Annotated in this window: 26 protein-coding genes and 2 pseudogenes; 4 read left to right on the plus strand and 24 right to left on the minus strand. The window is 40.1% G+C overall.

What is annotated here, in order from left to right:
- Positions 1–48: 48 nt before the first annotated feature.
- The 3 genes and pseudogenes from BQ5903_RS07310 to BQ5903_RS07320 form a co-directional block, all read right to left on the minus strand.
- Positions 49–303 carry a hypothetical protein gene (locus BQ5903_RS07310; RefSeq protein ID WP_079579257.1) on the minus strand — a complete coding sequence of 85 codons (255 nt, stop codon included), beginning with the start codon at positions 301–303 and terminating at the stop codon, positions 49–51.
- Positions 281–898, minus strand: a complete 618-nt coding sequence (locus BQ5903_RS07315; RefSeq protein WP_079579258.1) for a hypothetical protein — start codon at positions 896–898, stop codon at positions 281–283. The genes BQ5903_RS07310 and BQ5903_RS07315 overlap by 23 nt, the downstream gene beginning before the upstream one ends.
- Before the next feature lie 16 nt (positions 899–914).
- A pseudogene (locus BQ5903_RS07320) lies at positions 915–1376 on the minus strand (CHAP domain-containing protein); the annotation flags it as partial.
- Positions 1377–1601: 225 nt separating this feature from the next.
- Here BQ5903_RS07320 and BQ5903_RS07325 point away from each other — a divergent pair.
- The 3 genes and pseudogenes from BQ5903_RS07325 to istB all read left to right on the plus strand — a co-directional run.
- Positions 1602–2684 (plus strand): annotated as a pseudogene (locus BQ5903_RS07325) (IS256-like element IS1310 family transposase); the annotation flags it as partial.
- 112 nt (positions 2685–2796) lie between these two features.
- Positions 2797–4017 (plus strand): IS21 family transposase, encoded by a 1221-nt coding sequence (gene istA, locus BQ5903_RS07330; protein WP_010499979.1) that lies wholly within the window; start codon positions 2797–2799, stop codon positions 4015–4017.
- Between the two features lie 20 nt (positions 4018–4037).
- Positions 4038–4775: an IS21-like element helper ATPase IstB gene (gene istB / locus BQ5903_RS07335; protein ID WP_079578407.1), complete on the plus strand. Its 738-nt coding sequence runs from the start codon at positions 4038–4040 to the stop codon at positions 4773–4775.
- A 379-nt stretch (positions 4776–5154) separates the two neighbouring features.
- On the opposite strand, the gene sufB is transcribed toward istB, so the two are convergent.
- The 12 genes from sufB to BQ5903_RS07395 form a co-directional block, all read right to left on the minus strand.
- Positions 5155–6555 (minus strand): Fe-S cluster assembly protein SufB, encoded by a 1401-nt coding sequence (gene sufB / locus BQ5903_RS07340; RefSeq protein ID WP_010499439.1) that lies wholly within the window; start codon positions 6553–6555, stop codon positions 5155–5157.
- The gene (gene sufU / locus BQ5903_RS07345; protein ID WP_010499441.1) at positions 6548–6994 is read right to left on the minus strand and encodes a Fe-S cluster assembly sulfur transfer protein SufU; all 447 of its coding nucleotides are present in this window, start codon (positions 6992–6994) and stop codon (positions 6548–6550) included. The genes sufB and sufU overlap by 8 nt, the downstream gene beginning before the upstream one ends.
- On the minus strand, positions 6981–8219 hold the full coding sequence (locus BQ5903_RS07350) for a cysteine desulfurase (protein ID WP_010499443.1): 1239 nt from the start codon (positions 8217–8219) through the stop codon (positions 6981–6983). Before BQ5903_RS07350 ends, sufU begins: the two co-directional genes overlap by 14 nt.
- Positions 8200–9483 (minus strand): Fe-S cluster assembly protein SufD, encoded by a 1284-nt coding sequence (gene sufD, locus BQ5903_RS07355; RefSeq protein ID WP_079579260.1) that lies wholly within the window; start codon positions 9481–9483, stop codon positions 8200–8202. The genes BQ5903_RS07350 and sufD overlap by 20 nt, the downstream gene beginning before the upstream one ends.
- Positions 9484–9495: 12 nt before the next feature.
- Positions 9496–10278: a Fe-S cluster assembly ATPase SufC gene (gene sufC / locus BQ5903_RS07360; RefSeq protein WP_010499455.1), complete on the minus strand. Its 783-nt coding sequence runs from the start codon at positions 10276–10278 to the stop codon at positions 9496–9498.
- An 83-nt stretch (positions 10279–10361) separates the two neighbouring features.
- Entirely contained in the window at positions 10362–10718 is a 357-nt protein-coding gene (locus BQ5903_RS07365; protein WP_010499457.1) for an arsenate reductase family protein, read from the minus strand.
- Between the two features lie 224 nt (positions 10719–10942).
- The gene (locus BQ5903_RS07370; protein WP_056971886.1) at positions 10943–12139 is read right to left on the minus strand and encodes an FtsW/RodA/SpoVE family cell cycle protein; all 1197 of its coding nucleotides are present in this window, start codon (positions 12137–12139) and stop codon (positions 10943–10945) included.
- Positions 12140–12184: 45 nt separating this feature from the next.
- Entirely contained in the window at positions 12185–12403 is a 219-nt protein-coding gene (locus BQ5903_RS07375) for a DUF2969 domain-containing protein (protein ID WP_010499469.1), read from the minus strand.
- The gene (yidD, locus tag BQ5903_RS07380; protein ID WP_029605706.1) at positions 12381–12683 is read right to left on the minus strand and encodes a membrane protein insertion efficiency factor YidD; all 303 of its coding nucleotides are present in this window, start codon (positions 12681–12683) and stop codon (positions 12381–12383) included. The genes BQ5903_RS07375 and yidD overlap by 23 nt, the downstream gene beginning before the upstream one ends.
- 16 nt (positions 12684–12699) lie before the next feature.
- Positions 12700–13692, minus strand: coding sequence for a rod shape-determining protein (gene mreB / locus BQ5903_RS07385; protein WP_010499471.1), 993 nt, complete (start codon positions 13690–13692; stop codon positions 12700–12702).
- 328 nt (positions 13693–14020) lie between these two features.
- Positions 14021–15325 (minus strand): UDP-N-acetylglucosamine 1-carboxyvinyltransferase, encoded by a 1305-nt coding sequence (gene murA / locus BQ5903_RS07390; RefSeq protein WP_010499472.1) that lies wholly within the window; start codon positions 15323–15325, stop codon positions 14021–14023.
- A gap of 51 nt (positions 15326–15376) precedes the next feature.
- Positions 15377–15613: a DUF1146 family protein gene (locus BQ5903_RS07395; RefSeq protein ID WP_010499473.1), complete on the minus strand. Its 237-nt coding sequence runs from the start codon at positions 15611–15613 to the stop codon at positions 15377–15379.
- 249 nt (positions 15614–15862) lie between these two features.
- Here BQ5903_RS07395 and BQ5903_RS07400 point away from each other — a divergent pair, with 249 nt between their 5' ends.
- Positions 15863–17104, plus strand: a complete 1242-nt coding sequence (locus BQ5903_RS07400) for an ISL3 family transposase (protein ID WP_079578646.1) — start codon at positions 15863–15865, stop codon at positions 17102–17104.
- A gap of 222 nt (positions 17105–17326) precedes the next feature.
- Here the strand turns inward: BQ5903_RS07400 and BQ5903_RS07405 are convergent, their stop codons facing one another.
- From BQ5903_RS07405 to upp, 9 genes are all read right to left on the minus strand, one after another.
- Entirely contained in the window at positions 17327–17746 is a 420-nt protein-coding gene (locus BQ5903_RS07405) for a F0F1 ATP synthase subunit epsilon (protein ID WP_056971821.1), read from the minus strand.
- Between the two features lie 14 nt (positions 17747–17760).
- Positions 17761–19167: a F0F1 ATP synthase subunit beta gene (atpD, locus tag BQ5903_RS07410; RefSeq protein WP_010499482.1), complete on the minus strand. Its 1407-nt coding sequence runs from the start codon at positions 19165–19167 to the stop codon at positions 17761–17763.
- Positions 19168–19186: 19 nt separating this feature from the next.
- Positions 19187–20119: a F0F1 ATP synthase subunit gamma gene (locus tag BQ5903_RS07415; RefSeq protein ID WP_010499484.1), complete on the minus strand. Its 933-nt coding sequence runs from the start codon at positions 20117–20119 to the stop codon at positions 19187–19189.
- A 17-nt stretch (positions 20120–20136) separates the two neighbouring features.
- Complete coding sequence (gene atpA / locus BQ5903_RS07420) at positions 20137–21648, minus strand: F0F1 ATP synthase subunit alpha (protein ID WP_056988075.1); 1512 nt, start codon at positions 21646–21648, stop codon at positions 20137–20139.
- 20 nt (positions 21649–21668) lie between these two features.
- Entirely contained in the window at positions 21669–22211 is a 543-nt protein-coding gene (gene atpH, locus BQ5903_RS07425; protein WP_010499494.1) for an ATP synthase F1 subunit delta, read from the minus strand.
- Complete coding sequence (gene atpF / locus BQ5903_RS07430) at positions 22198–22722, minus strand: F0F1 ATP synthase subunit B (RefSeq protein WP_010499496.1); 525 nt, start codon at positions 22720–22722, stop codon at positions 22198–22200. The genes atpH and atpF overlap by 14 nt, the downstream gene beginning before the upstream one ends.
- A gap of 45 nt (positions 22723–22767) precedes the next feature.
- On the minus strand, positions 22768–22998 hold the full coding sequence (atpE, locus tag BQ5903_RS07435) for a F0F1 ATP synthase subunit C (protein WP_010499498.1): 231 nt from the start codon (positions 22996–22998) through the stop codon (positions 22768–22770).
- 29 nt (positions 22999–23027) lie between these two features.
- Positions 23028–23738 (minus strand): F0F1 ATP synthase subunit A, encoded by a 711-nt coding sequence (gene atpB / locus BQ5903_RS07440; protein WP_010499500.1) that lies wholly within the window; start codon positions 23736–23738, stop codon positions 23028–23030.
- Positions 23739–24071: 333 nt separating this feature from the next.
- The gene (gene upp / locus BQ5903_RS07445) at positions 24072–24701 is read right to left on the minus strand and encodes a uracil phosphoribosyltransferase (protein WP_010499502.1); all 630 of its coding nucleotides are present in this window, start codon (positions 24699–24701) and stop codon (positions 24072–24074) included.
- Between the last annotated feature and the right edge of the window lie 45 nt (positions 24702–24746).

Raw genomic sequence — 24746 nt, forward strand, 5'->3', positions numbered from 1 at the left:
AAGAATAGGCCTTTATGGCCTTTTAAGCTAGTCTAATTGGTCTAGTTATCAAGTGTTGCACTTCAATTTTAAATCGGGGATTAATTTATCTTGCCAATAAACTTGATGAAAAATTGACTGACAATCTGCACAATCATCACGATAGAAAAATAAGGTTTGTTTGGTATCTTTTGGTATCTGCACTACGGTTTGTCTTTTCTCAATCGTATTGATGTAGTTATGTCCGATAAAAATTACCATAATTGCTACTACCGCCACGATAGCAATTGTTTTGCTAATTTTATTGAATGTCTGACGCTTCAAAACTATCTCCTAAACTCTTGACCTTAGTCAACTGCTTGGCGGTTGTATCATAGCTTAGTTGATACAAAACAGTTTGTTTTTTAAAGTCGTTGTCGCCTGTCTTACTTTCAAAAGTAATTACGGCTAAACCGTCAATATTTTGGTCTTGCTTGGCTCTGGTATAAATCTTGGCTTGGTCTAGTTTTGAAGTCACGTTGTTACTGTCGCCAAAATTTTGCTTGCTAGGAAAATTTTGTTTAAATAACTCGTCTGTCACTAGCCCCTGTATATGCTCCTTACGGTTCTTATATGAATCAGGTTCAAAGGTAAACATATACTTCAAAAACTCGTTGGCAGTGTTATTAAAATCAAGCTCCGCTGTACTTTTACCCTTGTTGTTTTGGGTTGATTTGAATGTATCAATTTGATCTGCTAAAACTTGATTTTTGGTCGTTTTAGCTTTCAAATTTTGCGCTGTTTGCTTTTGTTTTTCCTGGCTGTCTTTTAACTCGGTTCTTAGGTTATTTTTACTGCGTCCTTGCGCATAGTTGCCAATCACTGACACTACTAAAACAAGTCCCAAAACTGCGGTTAAGATGATTTGCCACCGTTTCATTTCTGCTCCCCCTATCTTACTTTTTAACTGGTCGTGCTAGGACAACATCTCCACCGTTCAATAGGCTTGAAAATGATGTCCCAAAACGTCCCTCGTTGACTTTGCTATCCGTTCCACCTTGTTCAATAATCTTGGTCTGTTTACCATGCCAACTCTCGGTAATAAAAGCCGTGTGTCCATTATTCCCTGCGCCTGCACCTTGATTAACTATGACAATATCGCCTGCTTTTGCGTCACTTGGTTTAACTTCCTTTAAATATTGGTGTTCCCCCTTAGCGTCACTTACCATTGAACCTGTAAACCACTGCATTCTCTGCGGAACTTTAAAACCTGTCTTGTTTAGTACCAACCAAACATATCCTGAACAATCCGTTGTTCCTGTTTTATTAGGATTTTTCAAATCGTTACCTAAATCAGGACTTGGGTGTACTTGGTCGTATTTAAAATAACCTGTCATACTCTTGGCTGCTTTGATAATGTTGCTGTCTGCTTCTCCTGTGTCAGTATCACTGGCACAATCCAGGTTAGCACTGGCTTCTTCATCTTGGTTAGCGTTGTCTAAACTATCGCCTGCGACTGGGTCTTTGAGAGCGTAAAATATCTTGTGTAAATGCATAAAAGATTTCTGAATTGTATAGAAATAGGGAATGCCTTCCCTTATGATATTTAGTAACCACAGAAAACATCACAGGAGGCATTCCCCATGAATGAACTTACCACAGAAATTATCACTGCACTAGCCCAAAAGCAAGATTTGGACGAAGTTTTTCGTCACCACCTCGAAATTGCGATTAACCAGCTGCTTCAAACCGAATTGGCAGAGTTTTTGGGTTACGAACGCTACTCATACGCTGGGATTAACACTGGTAATAACCGCAACGGCAGTTATGAGCGCTCGTTTGATACGAAGTACGGCCAACTTAACTTAACCATTCCTCGAGATCGCAATGGCCGGTTTGAAAATCATACCTTGCCAGCCTACGGTCGGCACAGTGATAATTTAGAAACAACGGTCATTCAGTTGTATACCAAGGGAATTACCACTGCTGAAATTGCCGAACTCATTGAGAAAATGTACGGTGCTCACTACTCCAAAGCCACGGTTTCCAACATGACTAAAGCCGTCAATGAACAGGTTCAAGCTTTCCAGCAACGTCGACTGGCTTCACAATATGCGGCCATCTTCTTAGATGCCACTTACTTGCCGTTAAAGCGGGATACCGTTCAAAAAGAAGCCGTTCATATTGCGATTGGCATTCGTCCAGATGGTACGAAAGAAGTGCTGAACTACCAAGTGGCGCCAACGGAATCGACTGGAATCTGGACTGAACTGCTGGGAACCTTGATCAAGCAGGGCGTTAAAGATGTGCTGTTGTTTGTGGCCGATGGGTTAGTTGGTTTGGATGAAGGCTTGAATCGGCATTTCCCTAAAGCCAAACGACAACGTTGCCTGGTTCATGTTGGGCGGAATCTGATGAACAAAGTTCGCGTAAAAGACCGCAAGGCCGTGATCAGTGACTTTAAACAAGTTCATCGGGCCGCCAACCGTGAAGCAGCCGAACTGAAACTGAATGAGTTCGCCAACAACTGGCATCAGACCTATCCCAAATTAATCAAAGATCTGCTTAAAATGCCGAATTTACTCACTTTCATGGACTTTCCACCAGCTATTCGGCAATCACTATACTCCACTAACCTGATTGAGAACTTTAATAAGCATCTCAAGCGAACCACCCATCACAAAGAACAATTTCCAACGGAAGATTCACTGGATCGCTTCCTGGTGTAAAAGGCAGCTATAAAATGTAGGAAAACGGCAATCAAAAATGTCGGTCTTTCTACATTTTTTTGTATCATTAATTACATCAGTATTTTTAGTTTTCAAGGAGGCAACTGATGTGAGAAATGATTTAAGACAAGGAGTGCTAAAAGATATGAAAGAAAACATTAAACCAAATTACGCTGCTCTAGGAAGGCAATATAACGCGGATTATCGCACTATTAAAAAGGTAGTTGAAGAAATTGCTACCGACCAAGTCAAAACCAGGAAAGTTGTTAAAAAGCCAAGCTTACTGGAGCCTTTTAAAGCAATCATCCATGATAAATTAGCGCTTAATTGCTCTGCCATGGCAATCTTTAAATTTATTCAAAAGAAAGGCTATCTAGGTAGTTATTCAACTGTAAAAACGTATTGTCGTAAATTTAAAAACCATGAGGTCAAGAAAGCTACCATTCGAGTCACTCATACTCCGGGCCTCTCGGCCCAAGTGGATTGGAAAGAAGAAATGAAGCTCAGGAACAGTGAAGGTATCCTCTATAAGTTTAATATTTTCTTATATGTGCTTCCTTATTCTAAATACAAATACTTAACCTTAACTTTTGATCGCTCACAGGATACTTTATTTAGCTGTTTGGCGCAAGCTTTTGAAGCTACGGGCGGAATCCCACACGAAATTTGGTTTGATAACATGAAAACTGTCATAGACCATTCGAAATCTTCCTTTGGACACGCAATTTTTAACCAGCGTTTTTATCAATTCAGTAAAGACGCCGCTTTTAAACCAATTGCTTGTCGTGTTTTTCGCCCGCAAACTAAAGGTGCCGTTGAGGCACTAGCACGAACTGTTGAGCGTCTGCGTCCCTATAATTACGAACCTTTTGACGGAACGGATCTAATCGAACTAGTGGATAACTTAAGTGATGAACTTAATCAGGAAATTTCTCAAGCCACGCATCTGCAACCTACACTTCTTTGGGAAGACAAAGAAAAAGAGCAATTACATTCAACTCCCGTTGACCTACTCAAGCCTTATTTTGAAGAAGATATCTCACGTATCGTCTCTAAGGAAGCTATGGTCAATTTTCGGAAATGTAAGTACTCTGTTGATCCAAAATATATTGGTGAACAAGTTACTCTCGAAGTCAGTGATGATGAGAAACATGTTCAGATTTATTATAACCGAAAATTGATCCGCTCTCACGAAATAACTACCCAACAATATAATTATAACTATGAAGATACCAAGGCAATTTTACGTTCAGATTTAATGAACGGTCGTAATGAAGATGACATTGAACAATTCATTAGTAAAAATCTAAGTGCCTATGACCAAGTCTAATTCTCAGGAGGTCCTATGAGATGAGTAGTATCAATCAACGACTTAACAATAATTTGCTTCAACTTGAACTGCTTGAAATAAAAAGTTACCTGCCTAATTATCTGGAACAAGTAACAGCCGGAAAAATGTCATTTTCGGAAGCACTTTTAGCTTTAACGACCAAAGAATTAAACTATAAACATCAGGCTCAGGTTGAACGAACGATTACCAGGGCCCGTTTTCCCAGCGTTAAAACGCTGGAAGCATTTGATTTTACCTTCCAGCCAAGTATCAAAAAACAGGAGATTCTAGAATTAAAAAGCCTAGCTTTTATGGATAAAGCAGAAAATATTCTTCTAGTAGGCAGCCCCGGGGTAGGAAAAACACACCTCGCAATCGCCTTAGGGCGCGAAGCCTGTCAACAAGGTGCAAGAGTGTTATTTATTAATTGTCATGAGCTTTTATTAAGACTCAGAAAAGCCGATGACAAAGACGAACTAGATCGTGCACTAAACCGCTACGCCCGTTACGATTTATTGATCATTGATGAATTAGGTTATCTGCCCATTAAACACGATGAAGCTAATTTGTTTTTTCAATTGATCAATGCCAGGTATGAAAGAAAATCGACAATTATTACTAGTAACAGTGCTTTATCTTCTTGGGTCGATATTTTTCAAAACCCAACTGTCACTGCAGCTATTTTAGATCGATTAGTTCATCATGTTCATACCATAAGAATCACGGGTAAGTCTTATCGATTAAAAACTAAACTGTAATTGTCAAAAACCTACATTTTTGATTGCCATAAACCTACATTTTTACGTTGCCCTTGACACCTGGTTTCTCAGTTTAATGTTTATAACGAGAAGTCTCTGAAGCGGATCCACCGAGGGTTCAAAGGACTCCAGGACACCTTAGAAGCATCATTTATTTAAGTTAGATACATATTATATGTACGAAGGCATTTCATTTACACAAGATTCTTGACGCTACCAACTCTTGATATTTATTTGCACGTCACAGCTAAGAAGAAGCAAAAAACTGCTGCAAAATTTGCTAATTTTGTAGCTAATTAGTAAAACACGTATTATTTTTACGCAAAATAAAAAAGCCCTAAGCACTGACACACCAACGCTTAGAGCATATATATAAAATTTATCCCACAGATCCTTCCATCTGGTAATTGATCAAACGGTTTAATTCGACCGCATACTCCATTGGAAGTTCTTTAGTAAATGGCTCGACAAATCCCATAATAATCATTTCAGTTGCTTTTTCTTCAGAGATTCCACGACTCATCAAATAATATAGCTGTTCTTCTGAAATTTTAGAAACCTTAGCTTCGTGTTCCATCGACACATTACCGTTCAAAATTTCATTGAATGGTATCGTATCACTGGTCGACTTTTCATCCATAATGATCGTATCACATTCGACATGGGCAAATGAGCCATCGCTGTGCCGGTCAAACCTAACTTGTCCCCGATAGTCTACACTTCCTCCGTCTTTACATAGCGACTTGGAAACAATTGATGACGAGGTGTTCTTAGCATGATGGATCATCCGTGCGCCTGTATCAGAACGAATGTCTTGACCTGCAAAAGCAATCGATAGCATCGTTCCTCGAGCTCCTTGACCATCCAAATAAACACTTGGATATTTCATTGTTACTTTAGAGCCTAGGTTACCATCGACCCATTCCATTGTCGAATTTTCCAGAGCCTGTGCACGTTTGGTCTCTAAACTATAAACATTATCTGACCAGTTTTGGATCGTCGTGTAGCGACAATAAGCATTTGGCAATACATTGACCTCAACCACCGCAGCGTGCAAACTATCTTGTGAATAATTAGGTGCCGTACAGCCTTCAACATAATTAACACTAGCACCTTCATCAACGATGATCAGTGTTCGCTCAAACTGGCCTGAATTTCCAGCATTGATCCGGAAATAACTTTGGATCGGGGTCGAGACCTTAACCCCCTTAGGCACATAAATAAATGTTCCACCGGACCAGACAGCTGAATTTAAGGCTGCCATCTTGTTATCAGTTGGCAACACTAACTTGCCAAAATATTTTTTGACTAATTCTGGATACTGCTGTACCGCAGAATCAGTATCCATAAATACGATCCCTGTTTTTTCAAATTGCTGTTGCATGTTGTGATAAACAACTTCTGATTCATACTGAGCTGATGAACCTGCCAGATATTCACGTTCTGCTTGCGGAACACCCAATCGATCAAATGTTTTCTTAATATCTTCCGGAACATCATCCCAATTACGAGCAACCTTGTCAGCATCGCGTCTAAAATAATTGATCTTGTCTAGATCGATCCCAGAAAGATCAGGTCCAAATTTAGGCATCGGTAACTTTTTGTAAATCTCATAAGCCTTCAGACGAAAATCAAGCATCCACTGCGGCTCATTTTTGACTGCTGAGATCTCGCGGACGATATCTTCAGTCACCCCCTCCCCAGTTGTGTATATCGGTTCGATATCGTCTTTAAACCCGTATTTATACTCTCCACCAACATCAGGCACACTGCTAGTCATCGTTCTCACTCTCCTCTATCGCTTGATAAGCTGCCTTCCAAGCCAAAGTAGCACATTTGATCCGCGCCGGAAACTGTGCCACACTTTGTAAAATTGCAGCCTCTCCCAATAATCTTTCCATGTCAGGGACTTCTTTTCCTAAAACCATATCAGAAAAACCAAGCACCATTTTCTCAACTTCTGCGGTAGTTTTTCCCTTGATCTGATCAGTCATCATTGACGCTGAAGCTTGTGAGATCGTACATCCAGTCCCAGTGTATGCAGCGTCAATGATCTTATCATCTTGTATTTTTAGTTGAACAGTTAAAACATCGCCACAAGTTGGATTGCGTAATTCGATCTCGTGATCAGCTTGCGGTAACGGCTGATTATTATGCGGATGTTTAGCGTGATCCATGATCACCTGTCGATATAAGTTGCTTAATTTAGAAAGAGCCATTTGAAAAGAACTCCTTTGCCTCCAAAATTGCATTAATAAACAAATCTGCGTCTGCTTTTGTGTTGTACAAATAAAAACTAGCCCGCGCTGTCGCACCAACTCCCAAATATTTCATCAAAGGCTGAGCACAATGATGACCAGCTCTGACAGCAACTCCATCCATATCCAAAGCACTGGCCAGATCATGGGGATGGATACCGGTTAAATTAAATGAGAGGACCCCTGTTCTAATATCCGGGTCTGATGGTCCATAAATTTCAATTCCGGGTATTTTTTGAAGCTTGGGCAAAACATACTTGCTCAACGACTTTTCATGAGCTGTTACATTATCCAAACCTACTTCAGTTAAATAATCGATTGCAGCTCCTAAGCCGACAACGCCGGCAATATTTTGGGTCCCACCTTCAAATTTATACGGCGGTTCTTTAAAGTCAGTATGATATAAACCAACATTGGCGATCATTTCTCCGCCAAATTCTAAAGGCCTCATCCCCGCTAGCAGTTCTTTTTTGCCCCATAATACACCAATCCCAGTTGGGCCCAACATTTTATGTCCAGAGAAAGCATAAAAATCAGCACCCAGTTTTTGCACATTGACTCTCATATGCGGCACAGCCTGCGCACCGTCAACAACCATGATCGCACCATGCTGGTGAGCTAATTGAGCAACTTCTTTAATTGGATTGACCACACCTAAAACATTAGAAGCATGACAAAGTGAAACAAGCACCGTTTTATCAGTAATAACGTGCTTAGCACTTTCTAAATCCAGCTGACCGTCGGCTGTTAAAGTAATATACTTGAGCTTAGCACCGACTTTAGCTGCCAGCTGCTGCCAAGGAACAATATTACTATGGTGTTCCATATAGGAAACAACAATTTCATCCCCAGCATGGACATGTGTCGCACCATAACCGGCTGCGACCCAATTCAAAGCTTCAGTCGTCCCTTTGGTATAAACTACTTCATGCGGATCATTACCGCCAATGAAATTGACAACTTTTTCCCTAACTTGTTCATACTGTTTCGTAGCCCGTTCAGCTAAAGTATGGACACCGCGATGAACATTAGCGTTATCATGTTCATAGTAATATCTAATGGTGTCCAAAACCTGCTTGGGTTTCTGAGTTGTAGCCGCATTATCCAAATAAACCAACTTTTCATCATTGATCATTTCTTTTAAAATCGGGAAGTCCTCTAACAGATCATTCATCTTTTTGTCCATTGACTAACTTCCTCTCGATCATATCTGCCAAAACTTTTCGAACTTCTTTAGATGGCAAGGCTGAAAGGACCGGACCCAAGAATCCTCTGATCACCAAACGTTCTGCAGTTTTTTTGTCCACACCACGACTCATTAAATAATACATCTTTTGTTCGTCGACACGTCCAACACTAGCTGCGTGTCCAGCAACAACATCATTATCATCAATCAATAATATCGGATTTGCATCACCCCGAGCCTTAGTTGAAAGCATCAAGACTCGACTTTCCTGCTGGGCCTCCGCACCACGTGCACCGTGAATGATATGACCGATCCCATTAAAAATCAAACTTGAGCGTGCCAAGATCACACCGTGTTGTAAGATATTGCCTAAGGAGTGCTGACCATAATTAGTGACTCGCGTATCGATTCCTTGAACCTGATCACCTGTTGAAATAGCCACGACTTTAACTTCAGCATGTGAAGCTTCGCCAACTAATTCAGAATCAAAATCCCCAACGATATTACCATCATTCATCATACCCATCGACCAGTCGATCCGAGCATTACGTTTTAGATACCCTCGTCGATTTAAGTAAGCGGTCGTGTTTTCTCCCAAACGATCGACACTGGCAAACTTAATATGACTGTCGGGTTCAGCAATAACCTCTTCAATAATATTAGCCGGGCAAGGCTTAGTACCAACAGTCCCAGTATTTTCTAAATATGAAACTTCACTTCCGCGATCAGCGATCAATAATAAATGGTGTACATAATCTCGCGACTGCCGAGCATCTTGAAAGAAATAAGAAGTCAGGGGGTGTTTTAAAATAACATTTTTGGGAACATAAATCAGCAAACCACTGGTCAAGTGAGCAACATGCTCAGCATTCAACCGATTTTCGGTCGGCTCAGTTGCCATCGTCATAAAGTATTTCTCGACTAACTCTGAATGTTTCTTTAAAGCCGTAGCCCAATCACAAACGATGACTCCTTTATCCATAAATTCTTGAGGTAAATCTTTTTGAATGACTTTTGAACCAATTTGGACAATATTTGCCTGCTCCGTAACTAATTTTTCATCTGTTAAACGATGGTCGCCAACTTCTAACTTACGTGTCGAATTAATTGGCCATGAATGATACTGAATTTTTTGAAAATTTGGTAAAGTTAGGTCCTCAACTTCTTGCTGAGCTTTCAGTCGCATTGAAGTGAACCATTGAGGCTCATCAACTTGTTGGGCATACTTTTTAATATCCTGATCAGTTTGCATTTCGACTGTCATCTGGTGCCCCCCCTATTCTTCATCGACCAATTTAACATCTAAGCCCAGCTCATCTCTTAAACCAGCATAACCTTCATCTTCCAGTTTCACTGCCAACTCAGCATCGCCCGATTTGACGATTTTGCCGCCCATCATGACATGCACAACGTCTGGTTTGATATAATTCAATAACCGCTGATAATGCGTAATGATCAGTGAACCAAATTTCGGTCCCCGCATTGCATTGACTCCGCGTGAAACAACTTTCAAAGCATCAATATCCAAACCAGAATCGATCTCATCCAAAATAGCAAATTTAGGTTCGATCATCATCAGTTGTAATATCTCATTACGTTTCTTTTCTCCCCCTGAAAAGCCTTCGTTTAAATAACGTTCTGACATTTCTTCGGTCATGTCTAAGGTCTTCAAAGTATGATCTAATTTTTTTAAGAATGCTGGGATCGGCATCTGATCATCCTCTGCCCGACGCGAATTAATAGCAGCACGGATAAATTCAGCATTGGTAATGCCGGGGATCTCAGCAGGGTACTGCATCGCCAAAAACAAACCGGCACGAGCACGTTGATCTACCGGTAAACCAATGATACTTTGTCCATTGATCAAAATATCTCCCTTCAAAACTTCGTAATTTGGATTTCCCATGATCGTCTCAGACAAGGTCGACTTCCCGGTTCCGTTTGGCCCCATGATAGCGTGGATCTCACCGGTCGTCATTTTTAAGTTGACTCCGGTCAAGATTTCTTTTTCTTCTTCTTTTGCTTTAACATGTAAATCTTTTACTTCTAAAGTGGCCATATCGTTTCTCCTTTGAATTCATGTTAAGTACTTCTCATTCATTCTAAAGCAAATGAGAATCGTTTTCAATTAGCTTAGAAAAATTAATGTGACCATTTTTCTGCATAAACTTCTTCTTTAAAGCCACATGTGAGCTTGTCTCCATCAACCATCAAAGGGCGTTTGATAAGCTTTCCATCGGCTGAAAGCAGTTTTGCAGCTTCTTCATTAGTCATCCGCGGCAACTTGTCTTTTAAATTTTGCTGCCGATAATGTTGACCACTTGTATTGAAAAAATAGCGCAATGGTTGTGAAGAATTATTCAACCATCTCAATAGATCTTCTTTAGCTGGCGGCTGCACTACCAAATCTTGTGAATTGTATTGAACATTGTGTTCGTCCAACCATTTCTTAGCTTTTTTACATGTCGAACATTTGGAATAACAATAAAACATTTTCACTTCAGTCAACTCCCTTAGTTCTCACTTGAATAATTATTTGATAAACTCAGTATGAATTAGAATTGTTAAAAAAACAAGTTACAGACAAAACTACTCTTTGAAATGACAAATTTTTCTAACAAAAAAGCCGCCTAAAGTGATTAAAACTTTAAGCAGTTTTCCTTGATCATTATAAAAACATGACCGCATTTATAGTTATTTATTAGTGCTTAGTAAAAGTTAAACTACCTGAACTCTTCATTATTACTAAACATATAACTCTTATAATGATATCTCATCGACATTATTAGTCCCACTCCGATCATATTTCCAATCAAAGCAGAACCACCTTGGCTTACAAACGGTAGCGGAATACCTGTTAGTGGCAGCAAGCCAATACTCATCCCAATATTTTCGAAAACATGGAAAATGATCATCATGATCACACCAGTCGAAATATAGGCATAGAATTCATTTTTGGTATCAAAAGTGACTTGGATCATTTGGAAAATAAGCAATAAATAGATAAAGATCAAAACACAAGCACCAACAAAGCCGAAGTTTTCACCAATTACGGAAAAAATCATATCTGATTCACGCACCGGCACATAAACTTTCGAAACATTAAAACCTTTGCCTAATAATTTTCCTGAACCGATGGCCTTCATGCTTTGCCATAATTGATAGGCGCTAGAAGATGTATTAGCGGACGGATCCAACCAAGAGTCGATCCGCTTAAACTGATAATCTTTAAAACCAAGCGACAGTAGCAAACTTCGATCATAAACTACTAAAAAGATCAAAAAACCACCCACAGCAGCCACAGCTAGGAAAGTTGGTATGATGATCTTCCAAGAGATCCCGGAAAGCAGCACCACACCGCCAAAAATGGCAAAGAAAACCAGCATCGTCCCGAAGTCATTTTGTAGTTCCAATAAAACTGCCACTGGCAATGTCCAACCGACCATCTTGCCGATCAATTGCCAGTCACCTCGAATAGTATGACTAACATTCTCACTATTATGCTGCGTTACAACACGACCCAACATAATAATGTAGGCAGGTTTCATAACTTCGGACGGTTGGAAAGTCAAAGGTCCAAGTGCAAACCAGCTCTTGGCGCCCGTCAGTTGAGCATACGATCGACTATATAGAAATAGGACCATTATCAAAAGAAAAATCCCAAAACCATATACGATAGGAGCAACCTTCCATAACTGTTCAGCATCAAATTGCATGATGAATACTACAAGTAAGATACCTAAAGTATAAAAGACCGCTTGAGAGATCATCGTTCTAGCAATGCTAGTTGTGCTTGTATCATTACTAGCGGCAACATAGATCGAAGCAATACCGATCACAGCCAACAACAAAACTGACAAAATTATTCCCCAGTCGATTCGTGAATCTTCATCGTCGCTTCTTCTCAATTTTGTATTCATGGTGAACGAATAACGCTCCTTTATTCAAAAATCAAGTTCATTTTCTTAACTATGATGTAGATGAAATTCACGGATCAAGGCATCAATACCAGCTGACCTGCTAGACATATGTGTTTCTTCCCCATTAGGGAAAGTCACCACATAGCGTTTTTTATCCTGGCGTATCGTACCTATGGACTCCTTACCTAAAGTCAGCTGGGAGACAAGTATGCCATTTATCCGTTTTTCTTCTTCAACTATTTCAATGTTTTTTTCTTTCTTCATTTTCATTCCTCCATTTAGCTGCAATCGAATCTTCCTCTTTGACCCAATCAGTATTACGAGAAAGTGTAAACTTATCTGGAACTGGATCATATCCTCCATGAACAAACGGATTACACCGTAAAATTCGAGCTGTTGCCATTAGTATTCCTAAAAAACCATGTTTTTCTATAGCCTGAACTGCATAGTTAGAACACGTGGGATAATATCTGCATGTCGGAGGAAATAAGGGAGAAATAAACCTTTGATATACCTTGATTGGAAAAATCAAAATGTTTTTCACAATTATCACCAGCTAATTATTTTAAGTCAGTTATCTTTTCAGGATTTTCCAGTAGAAAGCCTGTTCCTTTTGCAACATCTTGCAAAGGAGTTTCTGAAACGTGCACAGGAACACCCAACTGATCCGAGAATAATTGCCCCAAGCCATCGATTAGAGCTCCACCACCAGTCAACATAATACCATGATCGATAATATCAGCTGCTAATTCAGGTGGGATCTGTCCTAAAAGATCCTTGGCCGCTACAACGATACTTTCCAAAGTATCATGGATCGCACCTTCGACCTGATCAGAAGTTAATTCAATTTCCTTAGGTAATCCATTGACTACATCACGACCGCGTACTTGGATCTCTTCATTACGATGACCAGGAACCGCAGTTCCGATCTCAATTTTAACTCGTTCTGCTGTATGTTCACCGATCAATAAGCCAAAATCTTTTCGAATATAGTTCACGATATCCGTATTGAGACGATCACCAGCAACACGTAATGAGCTGCTAGCAACGATATCACCCAATGAAAGAATGGCTATATCACTAGTTCCGCCCCCAATATCGACTACCATATTACCCACTGGTTTAAAAATTTCCAAACCAGCACCAATTGCAGCCACTTTTGGTTCAACATCGACATGGACTGCTCCATTACCAGATTTTTCGGCAGCCTGCCGAATAGCCTTACGCTCAATATCAGTTGTCCCTGTTGGACAACAAATTAAAATATCAGGCTTGGACATTAATCCTTTAACATTTAGTTTTTTTATAAAGTAAGCGAGCATTTGTTCAGTCATATCAAAATCTGCAATTACCCCGTCTTTAAGCGGGCGGACTGCTCGAATGTTTCCTGGTGTACGTCCCACCATTTTATATGCTTCTGAACCAACTGCCAATATCCGGTCCGTATCTGTATCAATTGCCACTACAGAAGGCTCATCTAACACAATGCCTTTGCCTTGAACATTGATCAAAACATTGGCGGTCCCCAAATCAATACCAATATCCTTTGCCATTATAGTTCTCCTTTAATTTTATACAATAAGTCTAAATTAAACCATATCTAAGTCATTATATCAGACTGCTAATAAGATGTATATAGTTGCTGATACATCAACGTTTTCAAAATAGTTAAGTCTATTAATTTTTCTAAATTTAGTCAAACTCTAATGTTAAAAGTTTCTCTCTAAAAATGCACAAATTATTAAACGGTAAATTTATGACTATGTTAAAATAAAAAACGCCCACTATCAAGACTAGGTGGACGATTTTCAAATTCCAATTTAGGTAAATTCAAAACACAAACGACCCTATAACTCGTAAAAATTGGGCTGTCTGCAAAAACTAGTTTTGTGTTTTCTTTTTGAGATCGATCGTTGTGCCTGTTAGGTCGTCAATTCGTTTGATCGATGCACCTAAACTAGCGAGTTTTTCATTGAAGTGATAGTATCCACGATCCAAATACTCTAAGTTAGTAACTTGAGTAATGTTTTTAGCAACCAAGCCTGCTAATACAAGTGCAGCGGCTGCACGCAAATCAGTGGCTGCAACTTCTGCCCCAGTTAAGTCATTCGGACCATACATCACAGCTGAATCACCTTCGATCTTAAAGTTGGCATTCATTCGGCGTAACTCTTCTAAATGCATAAAACGATTCTCAAAGACCGTTTCCGTCATAACACTAGTACCGTATGCTTCTAATTGTAAAATAGACATTTGCGGTTGGAGATCAGTTGGAAAACCAGGATGCGGCAAAGTTTTGACAGTGGTAGGCTGTAATTTTTCTGGTCCAATAACACGGACCCCATCTTCCTCATCAGAAACAATAACTCCCATTTCTTCTAATTTAGAAATCAATGGTTTATTATGCTCTGATATTGCATCCTTGATCAAAACATTGCCATGAGTCAATGCAGCAGCAACCATGAATGTTCCTGCTTCGATCCGGTCTTGAATAATAGAATGTTTTGCACCATGTAACGAAGACACTCCAACGATTTTGATCGTTTCAGTACCCGCACCTGTAATTTTTGCACCCATTTGATTTAAAATGTTAGCTAAATCAACGATCTCAGGTTCACGAGCAACATTATCGATCATAGTTGTCCCTTTGGCTAAGGTCGCAGCCATCATGATGTTTTGAGTAGCTCCAACACTTGGAAAGTCCAAATAGATATTTGCGCCAACTAAACCGTTAGTAGTCGCCTCTATGTATCCGTCGTGTTGCTCGATTTTAGCTCCTAAAGCTTCCATTCCCTTTAAATGCAGGTCGATTGGTCGCGTACCTATCGCGCACCCACCAGGCATAGCTACTTTTGCATGTTTCAGCCGAGCCAACAAAGGACCTAATACAACGATCGATGCTCTCATTTTTGAAACATACTTGAACGGAGCTTCATATGATAGATCCCCAGTCGCATCCAAAGTGATCGACTTTGCTTTTTCATTAAAGCCAACTTTAACATTTAAGAAACGGATCACATTGTTCATAGTGTAAACATCAGACAAAATTGGAACGTTTGTCAATTCTGTTCTGCCTGTTTCCGGCAAAATGCTTGCTGCCAAAATCGGCAAAACAGCATTTTTTGCTCCTTCAATATCAACAGTTCCACTTAACCTTTCCCCGCCACGTACAATAATCTTTTCCACGTTTATTCCTCCAATAGTTTAACCAGAGTACATCATAAATATTTAAAATTATTATTTACTAAATAAATACGAGAGATTCCGAATGTTATCAATAAAGCTTAAAAAGAATTCACTACACAAAAAACCAAGGGCAACGGAAACCAAAACCAATACAAGTTTATATTTTCCCTGCCTTTCTGGTACGATATAACGATCTAATCTTAAAGCCTGTAACGCAGAAAAAGCGAAACCAATGAAAACAAAATGACTCACGATCGTTAAAATTGCTTGAAAACCCATCCACTTCATAAAAATCCCTCAAATCAATGTTTATAAACTTAATAATATCATACATAAATAATTTTAAGCAACTGACACGGAGGGTTTTATAATCTTTTTAAGTATTTTTTCAAAGTTTTTCATTATCACAAAAAAAACGGGTCTAAACTTTTTAGTGTTGATGAGCGTTCATCAGCACTATTTTTGTACAAAAAAGGACATCATTTGTCCTCATATGCTACGATTAAAGCGACAAAACCAAATCAAAGCGAGGTATAAATGATGTCCCAAACTGATTCTATCCTAAATTTACTCAATATCCAAGACCCAAATATCAAAATTTCAGCTTGTACTGATTTTTCACAGGCCGGAGTTCACGAAAAACTGCTTTCAGCTACGCTGACTTACCCCGTCGAACGCTGTGTTAATTGTGGTTCCACGAATATCGTTCAGAATGGGACCCGCCTGACCAAGATGAGACTACCCAGCCTAGGTGAACAACCGCTCCGCATGAACTTGCGCAAACAGCGTTATCTGTGCCGGACTTGCCACCATACTTTTAGCGCGCAGACGCAGCTCGCTCCACCTCGGCACTCGATCACCCGCCAAGCAGTCCACGAAATCGCGACTTTGGCTAAGAACTCACTGCCAGTCAAAACGATCAGCCAGACCGTGGGAATCTCAGCTTCCTCGGTTCAACGGATCTTGTATAAGGATCAGCGAGCTTTAGTAACGCCCAAAGAGCTGCCGACAGCTCTCAGTTTTGACGAATTTCGTTCAACTAAGAACTGCTTTTCTTTTATCTGCATTGACGCAAAAACCCATGATTTGGTCACCTTATTGCCAGATCGTCTCTCGCAGACGATCCGCGAGTATTTCACCAATACTTATACACTTTCTGAGCGTCAAAAAGTTCAACTGGTGACCATGGATCTGAATGCGCAGTATCAGACTTTCGTCCGTCGTCTTTTTCCTAACGCCCTGATCGTCTTTGACCGTTTCCATATTGTTCAGTTAGCGGGTCGGGCACTTGACCATGAACGGCTGCGTGTTTTAAAAGGGATCAACGACCACCACGACCGCAACTATAAAGTTTTAAAAAGCAACTGGCGCTTATTCCACTTAGCTGAAAATCAACTTGAGACCTCCCAGGTTAAATATTATCGGGGATTAAATGAATACACGACTGCCCAAAATGTGGTCGATCTGGGACTCAAGAATTTTCCACAGTTCGCAGAAAACTATCAGACCTATCAAACGATCTTAACCTTTATTCGCAACCGCGATCGGGCTACTTTACAACAATTAGTTATGAACTACCGTCCCAATGGTACTGAAATGGATACCGTCATGAGGACCATTCAAAAGAACTACTTAGGGATCAGGAACGCTTGTCTCTATGACTACTCTAATGGGCCGTTAGAGGGGATCAATCGCAAGATCAAAGAACTTAAACGTAGCTGTTACGGATTCAGTAACTTAAGGCATTTCTTTATCCGCATCAAATTGATCCATGCCTAAGATAAAAAATTTAGGTCAACACTGTGGGAGGCAGGTGCGGGCCCATTTCGCTACGCTTCGGACCCGCACCTGCCTCCCAACCCAAACACTTTAATCTAGCTATGGCAGTAAAAAAAGAACCCTACCATAAAGATAGAGTTCTATGGACCATCAACACTATTTGACAAAGTCCCAAAAAAACACAGATCTTGTTGTGATCTGTGTTTTGCTTGTCATTTTAAATTAATGATTTGAAATATTCAATCGGTTCAACGCTCGACGCAAGGAAACCTCGGCCCGACGGAGCTCATCAGGATTATGGGCTTGTTTTGCCTTCTCGATACGTTCTTGAGCTCTTTCACGAGCACGTTCCGCACGTTTAGAATCGATGTCTTCTTTACGCTCAGCGGCTGAAGCAACGATTGATAATGTGTTATTGGAAAATTCTAAGAATCCGCCACTAACAGCAACCTCATCATATTCGCCATTATCTTGACGAACTCTGATCTCATCAATTGCCAATGAAGCCAACAACGGCAAACGATTAGGCATAATACCTATTTCGCCTTGGGTTGTCTTGCAAATAGCCATATCAGTAGTCTTTTCATAGACACTGCCATCTGGTGTAACAACGTTAACAGTTAATTCAGGTTTATCAGCCATCAGACTTTACCTCCTTAATTGTTTTGCGTCATTTTTTTAGCTTTTTCAACAACTTCTTCGATTTTACCAACTGAACGGAAAGCATCTTCAGGCAAATCATCATATTTACCTTCAAGGATCTCCTTAAAACCTTTAACTGTATCTTCCAAAGGTACGTATGCACCCGGTAGACCAGTAAAACTTTCAGCAACGTGGAAATTTTGTGACAAGAAGAACTGAATTCGACGTGCACGGCCAACGATGACCTTCTCGTCATCAGACAATTCATCCATACCTAGAATCGAGATAATATCTTGTAATTCACGGTAACGTTGCAAAACATGCTGCACTTCAGTAGCAATCGCATAATGTTCTTGGCCAACAATTTCTGGTGTCAAGGCAACAGAAGTTGAAGCCAATGGATCAACAGCAGGATAAATACCTTGCTGAGTCAATGAACGTTCCAAGTTAGTAGTTGCATCCAAATGCGCAAACGTTGTAGCTGGAGCAGGATCAGTATAATCGTCGGCAGGCACATAAACAGCCTGGATCGATGTAACGGAACCCTTCTTAGTTGAAGTAATACGCTCTTGCAACTGACCCATTTCAGTAGCCAATGTCGGTTGATAACCAACGGCTGAAGGAATACGGCCCAGCAAAGCAGAAACTTCAGACCCAGCCTGGGTAAAGCGGAAAATGTTATCAATAAATAACAAAACATCTTGGCCTTCAACATCACGGAAATATTCCGCAATTGTCAACCCAGTCAACGCAACACGCATCCGAGCACCAGGCGGCTCGTTCATCTGACCAAACACCATGGCAGTCTTTTCCAAGACTCCAGATGCTTTCATTTCAAAGTAAAGGTCATTACCTTCACGAGTTCTTTCACCAACACCGGTAAAAACAGAGATACCATTATGTTCTTGCGCGATATTGTGGATCAATTCCTGAATCAAAACGGTTTTACCAACTCCGGCACCACCGAACAAACCAATCTTACCACCACGAACATATGGGGCAAGTAAATCGATAACTTTGATCCCAGTTTCCAGAACTTCAGTACTTGTATTTAATTCATCATATGCAGGTGCATCGCGGTGAATCGGATCCCGCCGATGATCTGCATCAAATTCAGGCCCATTATCAATGGTATCCCCTAGGACATTGAACACACGTCCAAGCGTATCTTTCCCGACAGGCACACTGATCGAAGAACCAGTATCAACGACTGTAGCGCCACGTTTTAAACCATCTGAAGAATCCATGGCAATCGTACGCATGATGCCATCGCCCAACTCAAGGGCAACTTCCATCACTAATTGTGTACCATTATCAAGTTCAACGGTCAAAGCATTATTAATATCAGGTAAAGATTCATTAAGAGGGAATTGTACATCAACAACTGGTCCGATAACTTGAACAACTTTACCAGAACTCATTCGTTAATTCCTCCTATTTTTATTCTAAGGCTGCTTGAGCACCAGTAATTTCCGTGATCTCAGTCGTAATAGCACTTTGACGAGCACGATTATACTGCAGCTCTAAACCAGCAATGATATCATCCGCATTATCAGAAGCTGAACGCATAGCAGTAGAACTAGATGCATGTTCAGATGTTTTGGCATCTAACATTGCACCATAAAGCAGACTTTCAGCGTACTGCGGCAAGATCACTTCCAAAATTGCATCCTCAGATGGTTCGGTATCATATTCAAGATTATAACCCGAATCATTTGTATCACTCAGCCCCTCACTACCAAGGTTTTCTGCTGAGATCGGCAGCATTTGCTCACCTCTAAATGTAGAAGTCAAAGAATTGACAAAATGGTTATAACAAACAAATAATTCATCAAACTTTTCACTTTCAAACATTTTTAGGATCGCACGTACGATCGGGCGAACTTCCCTAAATGTTGGGACGTCACTTAATTCACGATATTCGTACACGATATCGTAACCGCGTTTCTTAAAGAAATCGGCACCCGTACCGCCAATTGCTACAATTTCAATATCATCTTTGGAATGATGGTTTTTCGAGATCAGGCCCATAGTCTGCTTGATCACGTTACTATTATAACTGCCAACCAAACCACGATCAGAAGTGATCACAACAAGACCTGTCTTTTTAACTGGCCGTTGTTGTAACATTGCAAGTGAATTAACCTCGCCTTCTTCAACAATTTCAGGTGCCTCAACATCGTCTAACAGATGCGATGCTGCTAGATGGGTAATGACATTCCGGATCTTGGAAGCATAAACCTGATATGTGGTTGTATGCTTTTGAATCTGATTCAGCTTGGCAGTTGAAACCATCTGCATAGCAGTAGTTATCTGTCCTGTCTTTTTTGTTGAGGAAATTTTTCTTTTGACCTCTTGTATAGATGCTGGCATCAGTTGTCACCGCCCTTCTATTTTTTACTAGCTTGAAATGTCTCCGCAAATTCAGAAATTGCTGCATCGAGCTTATCAGCCTCAGGTAATTGCCCTGTTTCTGCAATTTCCTTAAGCAGATCTGCATAGTTATTATCCATATAATCAAACAATTGATCCTGATACGTCAAGATATCGTCGACAACAACGGAATCTAAAAAACCATGCGTTAATGCATATAAAATAACAACCTGTTTTTCAACAGCTAGTGGTTCATGCAAAGGCTGTTTCAAAACCTCAACAGTTCGACGACCACGGTTTAATTTAGCTTGTGTAGCTTCATCTAAATCAGAACCGAACTGAGCAAATGATTCCAATTCACGATAAGATGCCAGATCCAAACGAAGAGTCCCAGCAACTTTCTTCATGGCCTTGATTTGAGCGTCACCACCAACACGGGAAACCGAAGTTCCGGCATCGATAGCAGGACGAACACCTGAATAAAAGTTATCACTATCCAAGAAGATCTGACCATCTGTAATAGAGATCACGTTAGTAGGAATATAAGCAGAAACGTCACCGGCTTTAGTTTCAATAAATGGCAAAGCAGTCATTGATCCTCCGCCAAGCTCATCATTTAACTTAGCAGCACGTTCTAACAAACGTGAATGGAGATAGAAAACATCACCAGGATATGCTTCACGACCAGGTGGCCTTCTCAAGATCAATGAAAGTTCACGATATGCATCAGCTTGTTTTGATAAGTCATCATAAACTACCAGTACATGTTTGCCATTATACATAAATTCTTCACCCATAGCAGCACCAGCATACGGAGCTAGCCATAACAACGGCGCTGGTGAAGAAGGACCAGCTGAAACAACGATCGTATAGTCCATTGCGCCATACTTTCTCAAAGTTTCGACCTGGGTCCGGACCGTTGATTCTTTTTGTCCAATAGCAACATATATACAGATCATATCCTGATCTTTTTGATTCAAAATCGTATCGATCGCAACGGAAGTTTTACCAGTTTTACGGTCACCAATGACCAACTCACGCTGCCCACGACCAATCGGTACCAAAGCATCGATCGCTTTTAAACCAGTTTGTAAAGGTTCAAAAACTGATTGTCGCTCCATAACACCTGGTGCCTTTTTTTCGATTGGGCGGGTCTTATCTGTTTTGATCTCACCTTGTCCATCAATTGCTTGTCCTAACGGATTCACAACTCGACCGATCATTTCTTCACCTACAGGAACTTCCATGATACGGCCGGTACGCTTAACTGTTTGTCCTTCACGAATATTATCGTATGTTCCCAAAATAACAATACCAACATCGTTGGACTCTAAATTTTGGGCCATACCATACGTTCCGTCTGAAAATTCTAACAATTCACCAGCTAAGGCGTTCTCTAAACCATTGGCCCGCGCAATACCATCACCAACATAAGTAACAGTACCAACTTCGTCAACGGTGAGTTCATTTTGATAATTTGCTAATTGCTGTTTGATCAAAGTACTGATTTCCTCAGCCTTAATGCTCATAAAAGTCTCACCTCTTTAAATCAATTTAATAACAGACGTTTGATTTTGTCTATTTTGGACTTGACCGAGCCATCATAGATATTATCTCTGGAACGTAACACAACTCCACCAATAATTTCTTCGTCTACGACCGGCTCAAGGACAACTTTATTAGCGCCTACAACTTGAGCAAATTTAGCTGAGAGTTTTGCTTTTTGTTCATCATCCAATTCGATCGCTGTCGTAACTTTTACTCGAACTGTCCCATTCTTTTCGTCATTCAATCTGTTAAATTCATCTATTATATCTATCACATTTTGCAACCTACCATAGTCGGACAACATTTGTAAAAAGTCCTTAACTAATTGGGAAGCATTTGTTTGCATGCTTTGAAGCATTTCATTTTTTGCTTCTTTAGTGATCTGTGGGCTCGCAAAAAATACGAGCAGGTCAGGTTGCTCTGTGATCACTGTCTGTAATTCAACAAGCTCCGTTGCGGTTTGAGAAGTAATATCTTTTGACTCAGCGACATCGAAAAGTGCCTGACCGTAACGACTTGCTATTTCAGCACTACTGAGCGCCATTTTGCTTCCCCAACCCTTCAATATATTTGTCTATTAATTCTTTTTGGTCATCTACTGTAAGTTCTTTTTCGATGACCTTTGAAGCTATTACAATAGACAACTCTGCAACGTCATTTCTAACACCATCCAGAGCTTCTTGTTTTTGCCGCGAAATATCCTTTTGGGCATTACTTTTCAAGACCGTTGCGTCATCATTAGCCTGTTTCACGATCGTAGTCCGCTGTTGTTCAGCGTTGTCTTTTGCTCGTGACACGATCTGACTAGCTTCGTTGTGCGAATCACTCAAAGCATCTTCACGTTGTTTAGCTAACTTTTCAGCTTTTAATCGGGCCCCTTCAGCAGAATCCAAGTCATTGGAAATTTTATCCGCACGCTTTTGCAGCATATTTTGAATCGGGTCCCAGGCAAAATGTCCGACCAACGCCATCAAAATCACAAATAAAACGAGATAAAACAAGAAGTCACCCCAGGCAATTTGCTGTGCTGCACCAAGCAAAAACGTTGAATTCATCTATTGACACCTCCTCTATTGACATCAACTTTAAATTTTTTTAAATTATTTTGCGTACAATAGGAAGGCAATAACAACAGCAATGATCGGAACAGCTTCGATCAAACCAACCCCGATAAACATGTTGGTCCGCAATTGTCCAGATAACTCAGGTTGACGAGCTGTTGACTCCATCATTTTCGAAATAACTAAACCATTACCTACACCAGTACCGATAGCAGCTAACCCAGCAGCAATTCCGGCACCTAATAAAGCTAAACCTGCACCAAGAGACATAATTAAATTCCTCCTTAAAATTATAAAAATTATTCTTTTTCAACCTTTTGTGAAATATAAACCATTGTCAACGTGACAAAAACGTAAGCTTGGATAGATCCAATAAACACAGAAAAGCCTTGCCAAATCATTTCAAGGGGAACCGAACTAATGGTTCCCAGCCAACCAGCTTTATCCATGGAGCGGATCGTCGTCAATAAAACTTCACCAGCAAAAATATTACCATATAAACGAAGAGCTAACGTTAAGAAATTAGTAAAATCTTCCAATAATTCAATGGGAAATAATGCCGGCATTGGACTGAGGTAGGAATTTTTGAAGTAACCCTTAAACCCAAACCTTGTCACACCACAGAAGTCTGCTAAAACCATCACAAGTAATGCCAACGTTAATGTTGTCATAGGTGAAGCTGTTGGACTCTTAAGATAGGTGACGTCTCCAACACTAAATTGAATCATTAACCCTATTTGGTTACTGATAAAAATCAGTACAAATAGTGTGAAAGAAAACAGTTGATAATTCCTGGCCTGTTCATCAGGTATATTTGCTTTAACGATATTATTCGTAAAATCTATCAACCATTCGAGTGCATTCTGTTTCCCTTTAGGTTTCATTTGTATATTTCTTGAAAATACAAAAACCAACAGGAAAACGATAATAGCTGCAGCCAAACCTGACAGACAGTTTCCTACATTAAAAGGAATACCCAAAAGTGTAATAACTTTTGCTCCCTCATTCACCAAGTCTCACCTCTTTTCAATTGTAATCACTACGGCTGAACTTTTGCGGTAGAACCGTAAGGTTGATTCAAGATGTAGTATCATTGAATACATCTGAAATCATACCACCTTTCACCATTAAAAATAAAGCTTTTCTTGCATTATTTTCTGAAAAACTGCGACTTGTTTAAGAAAATAATTTTCGTTTTTCAAAAAGCCGTAAAATTTATCACTTTCAGTTTTTTTGTTCCTAAATCAACCGCTTCCATTTAGTGGAACTGGAAAACCGGACCCAAACACCAAATTTCTTGCATTTGCCCCGGCTATTTTTACTTATTAAGTACTATCTGTTTATTACTTTGTTCCAAATAAACGGTCACCAGCATCGCCCAAACCAGGCACGATATAACCGTCTTCGTTTAAGTGATCATCAAGAGCGGCGGCATAAACGTCAATATCAGGATGCTTTTCACGCAATGCTTTCACACCTTCTGGTGCAGCAACTAAACAAACAAATTTGATTGTTTTGGCACCGCGTTTCTTTAAAGCATCAACTGCCATAATTGCAGACCCTCCTGTTGCTAACATTGGATCAACAATAATCATTTCACGATTGGCAATGTCATCGGGCATTTTAACGAAATATTCATGCGGCTGTAATGTTTCTTCATCACGGTACATCCCAATATGACCAACCTTAGCCGCAGGGATCAACTCTAAGATTCCATCGACCATTCCTAAACCAGCACGTAAAATTGGAACAATAACTACTTTTTTACCAGCCAACTGCTTTTCCGTTGCCACCTCAACAGGTGTTTTGACCTGAACGTCTTCCAAAGGCATATCACGTGAAACTTCATAAGCCATTAGTTCAGCAATTTCATTGACCACCTGACGAAATTCACGGGTACCACACTTTTCGTTACGGATGATCGTCAGTTTATGCTGGATCAATGGATGATCCAAGATCTCAAATTTTCCCATTCCTTATAACACTCCTTTAATTCACTCTCTTATCCATTCTAATAG

The organism is Ligilactobacillus acidipiscis (assembly GCF_900116935.1).
Lineage (GTDB): Bacteria > Bacillota > Bacilli > Lactobacillales > Lactobacillaceae > Ligilactobacillus > Ligilactobacillus acidipiscis.

What these genes read in the sequence shown, in the direction of transcription:
- BQ5903_RS07315 (WP_079579258.1), bottom strand. Translation starts at nt 898, where the DNA reads ATGAAACGGTGGCAAATCATCTTAACCGCAGTTTTGGGACTTGTTTTA.
- istB (WP_079578407.1), top strand. Translation starts at nt 4,038, where the DNA reads ATGAGTAGTATCAATCAACGACTTAACAATAATTTGCTTCAACTTGAA.
- sufB (WP_010499439.1), bottom strand. Translation starts at nt 6,555, where the DNA reads ATGACTAGCAGTGTGCCTGATGTTGGTGGAGAGTATAAATACGGGTTT.
- sufU (WP_010499441.1), bottom strand. Translation starts at nt 6,994, where the DNA reads ATGGCTCTTTCTAAATTAAGCAACTTATATCGACAGGTGATCATGGAT.
- BQ5903_RS07350 (WP_010499443.1), bottom strand. Translation starts at nt 8,219, where the DNA reads ATGGACAAAAAGATGAATGATCTGTTAGAGGACTTCCCGATTTTAAAA.
- sufD (WP_079579260.1), bottom strand. Translation starts at nt 9,483, where the DNA reads ATGACAGTCGAAATGCAAACTGATCAGGATATTAAAAAGTATGCCCAA.
- sufC (WP_010499455.1), bottom strand. Translation starts at nt 10,278, where the DNA reads ATGGCCACTTTAGAAGTAAAAGATTTACATGTTAAAGCAAAAGAAGAA.
- BQ5903_RS07370 (WP_056971886.1), bottom strand. Translation starts at nt 12,139, where the DNA reads ATGAATACAAAATTGAGAAGAAGCGACGATGAAGATTCACGAATCGAC.
- BQ5903_RS07375 (WP_010499469.1), bottom strand. Translation starts at nt 12,403, where the DNA reads ATGAAGAAAGAAAAAAACATTGAAATAGTTGAAGAAGAAAAACGGATA.
- mreB (WP_010499471.1), bottom strand. Translation starts at nt 13,692, where the DNA reads ATGGCAAAGGATATTGGTATTGATTTGGGGACCGCCAATGTTTTGATC.
- BQ5903_RS07395 (WP_010499473.1), bottom strand. Translation starts at nt 15,613, where the DNA reads ATGAAGTGGATGGGTTTTCAAGCAATTTTAACGATCGTGAGTCATTTT.
- BQ5903_RS07400 (WP_079578646.1), top strand. Translation starts at nt 15,863, where the DNA reads ATGATGTCCCAAACTGATTCTATCCTAAATTTACTCAATATCCAAGAC.
- BQ5903_RS07405 (WP_056971821.1), bottom strand. Translation starts at nt 17,746, where the DNA reads ATGGCTGATAAACCTGAATTAACTGTTAACGTTGTTACACCAGATGGC.
- atpD (WP_010499482.1), bottom strand. Translation starts at nt 19,167, where the DNA reads ATGAGTTCTGGTAAAGTTGTTCAAGTTATCGGACCAGTTGTTGATGTA.
- BQ5903_RS07415 (WP_010499484.1), bottom strand. Translation starts at nt 20,119, where the DNA reads ATGCCAGCATCTATACAAGAGGTCAAAAGAAAAATTTCCTCAACAAAA.
- atpA (WP_056988075.1), bottom strand. Translation starts at nt 21,648, where the DNA reads ATGAGCATTAAGGCTGAGGAAATCAGTACTTTGATCAAACAGCAATTA.
- atpH (WP_010499494.1), bottom strand. Translation starts at nt 22,211, where the DNA reads ATGGCGCTCAGTAGTGCTGAAATAGCAAGTCGTTACGGTCAGGCACTT.
- atpF (WP_010499496.1), bottom strand. Translation starts at nt 22,722, where the DNA reads ATGAATTCAACGTTTTTGCTTGGTGCAGCACAGCAAATTGCCTGGGGT.
- atpE (WP_010499498.1), bottom strand. Translation starts at nt 22,998, where the DNA reads ATGTCTCTTGGTGCAGGTTTAGCTTTATTAGGTGCCGGAATTGCTGCT.
- upp (WP_010499502.1), bottom strand. Translation starts at nt 24,701, where the DNA reads ATGGGAAAATTTGAGATCTTGGATCATCCATTGATCCAGCATAAACTG.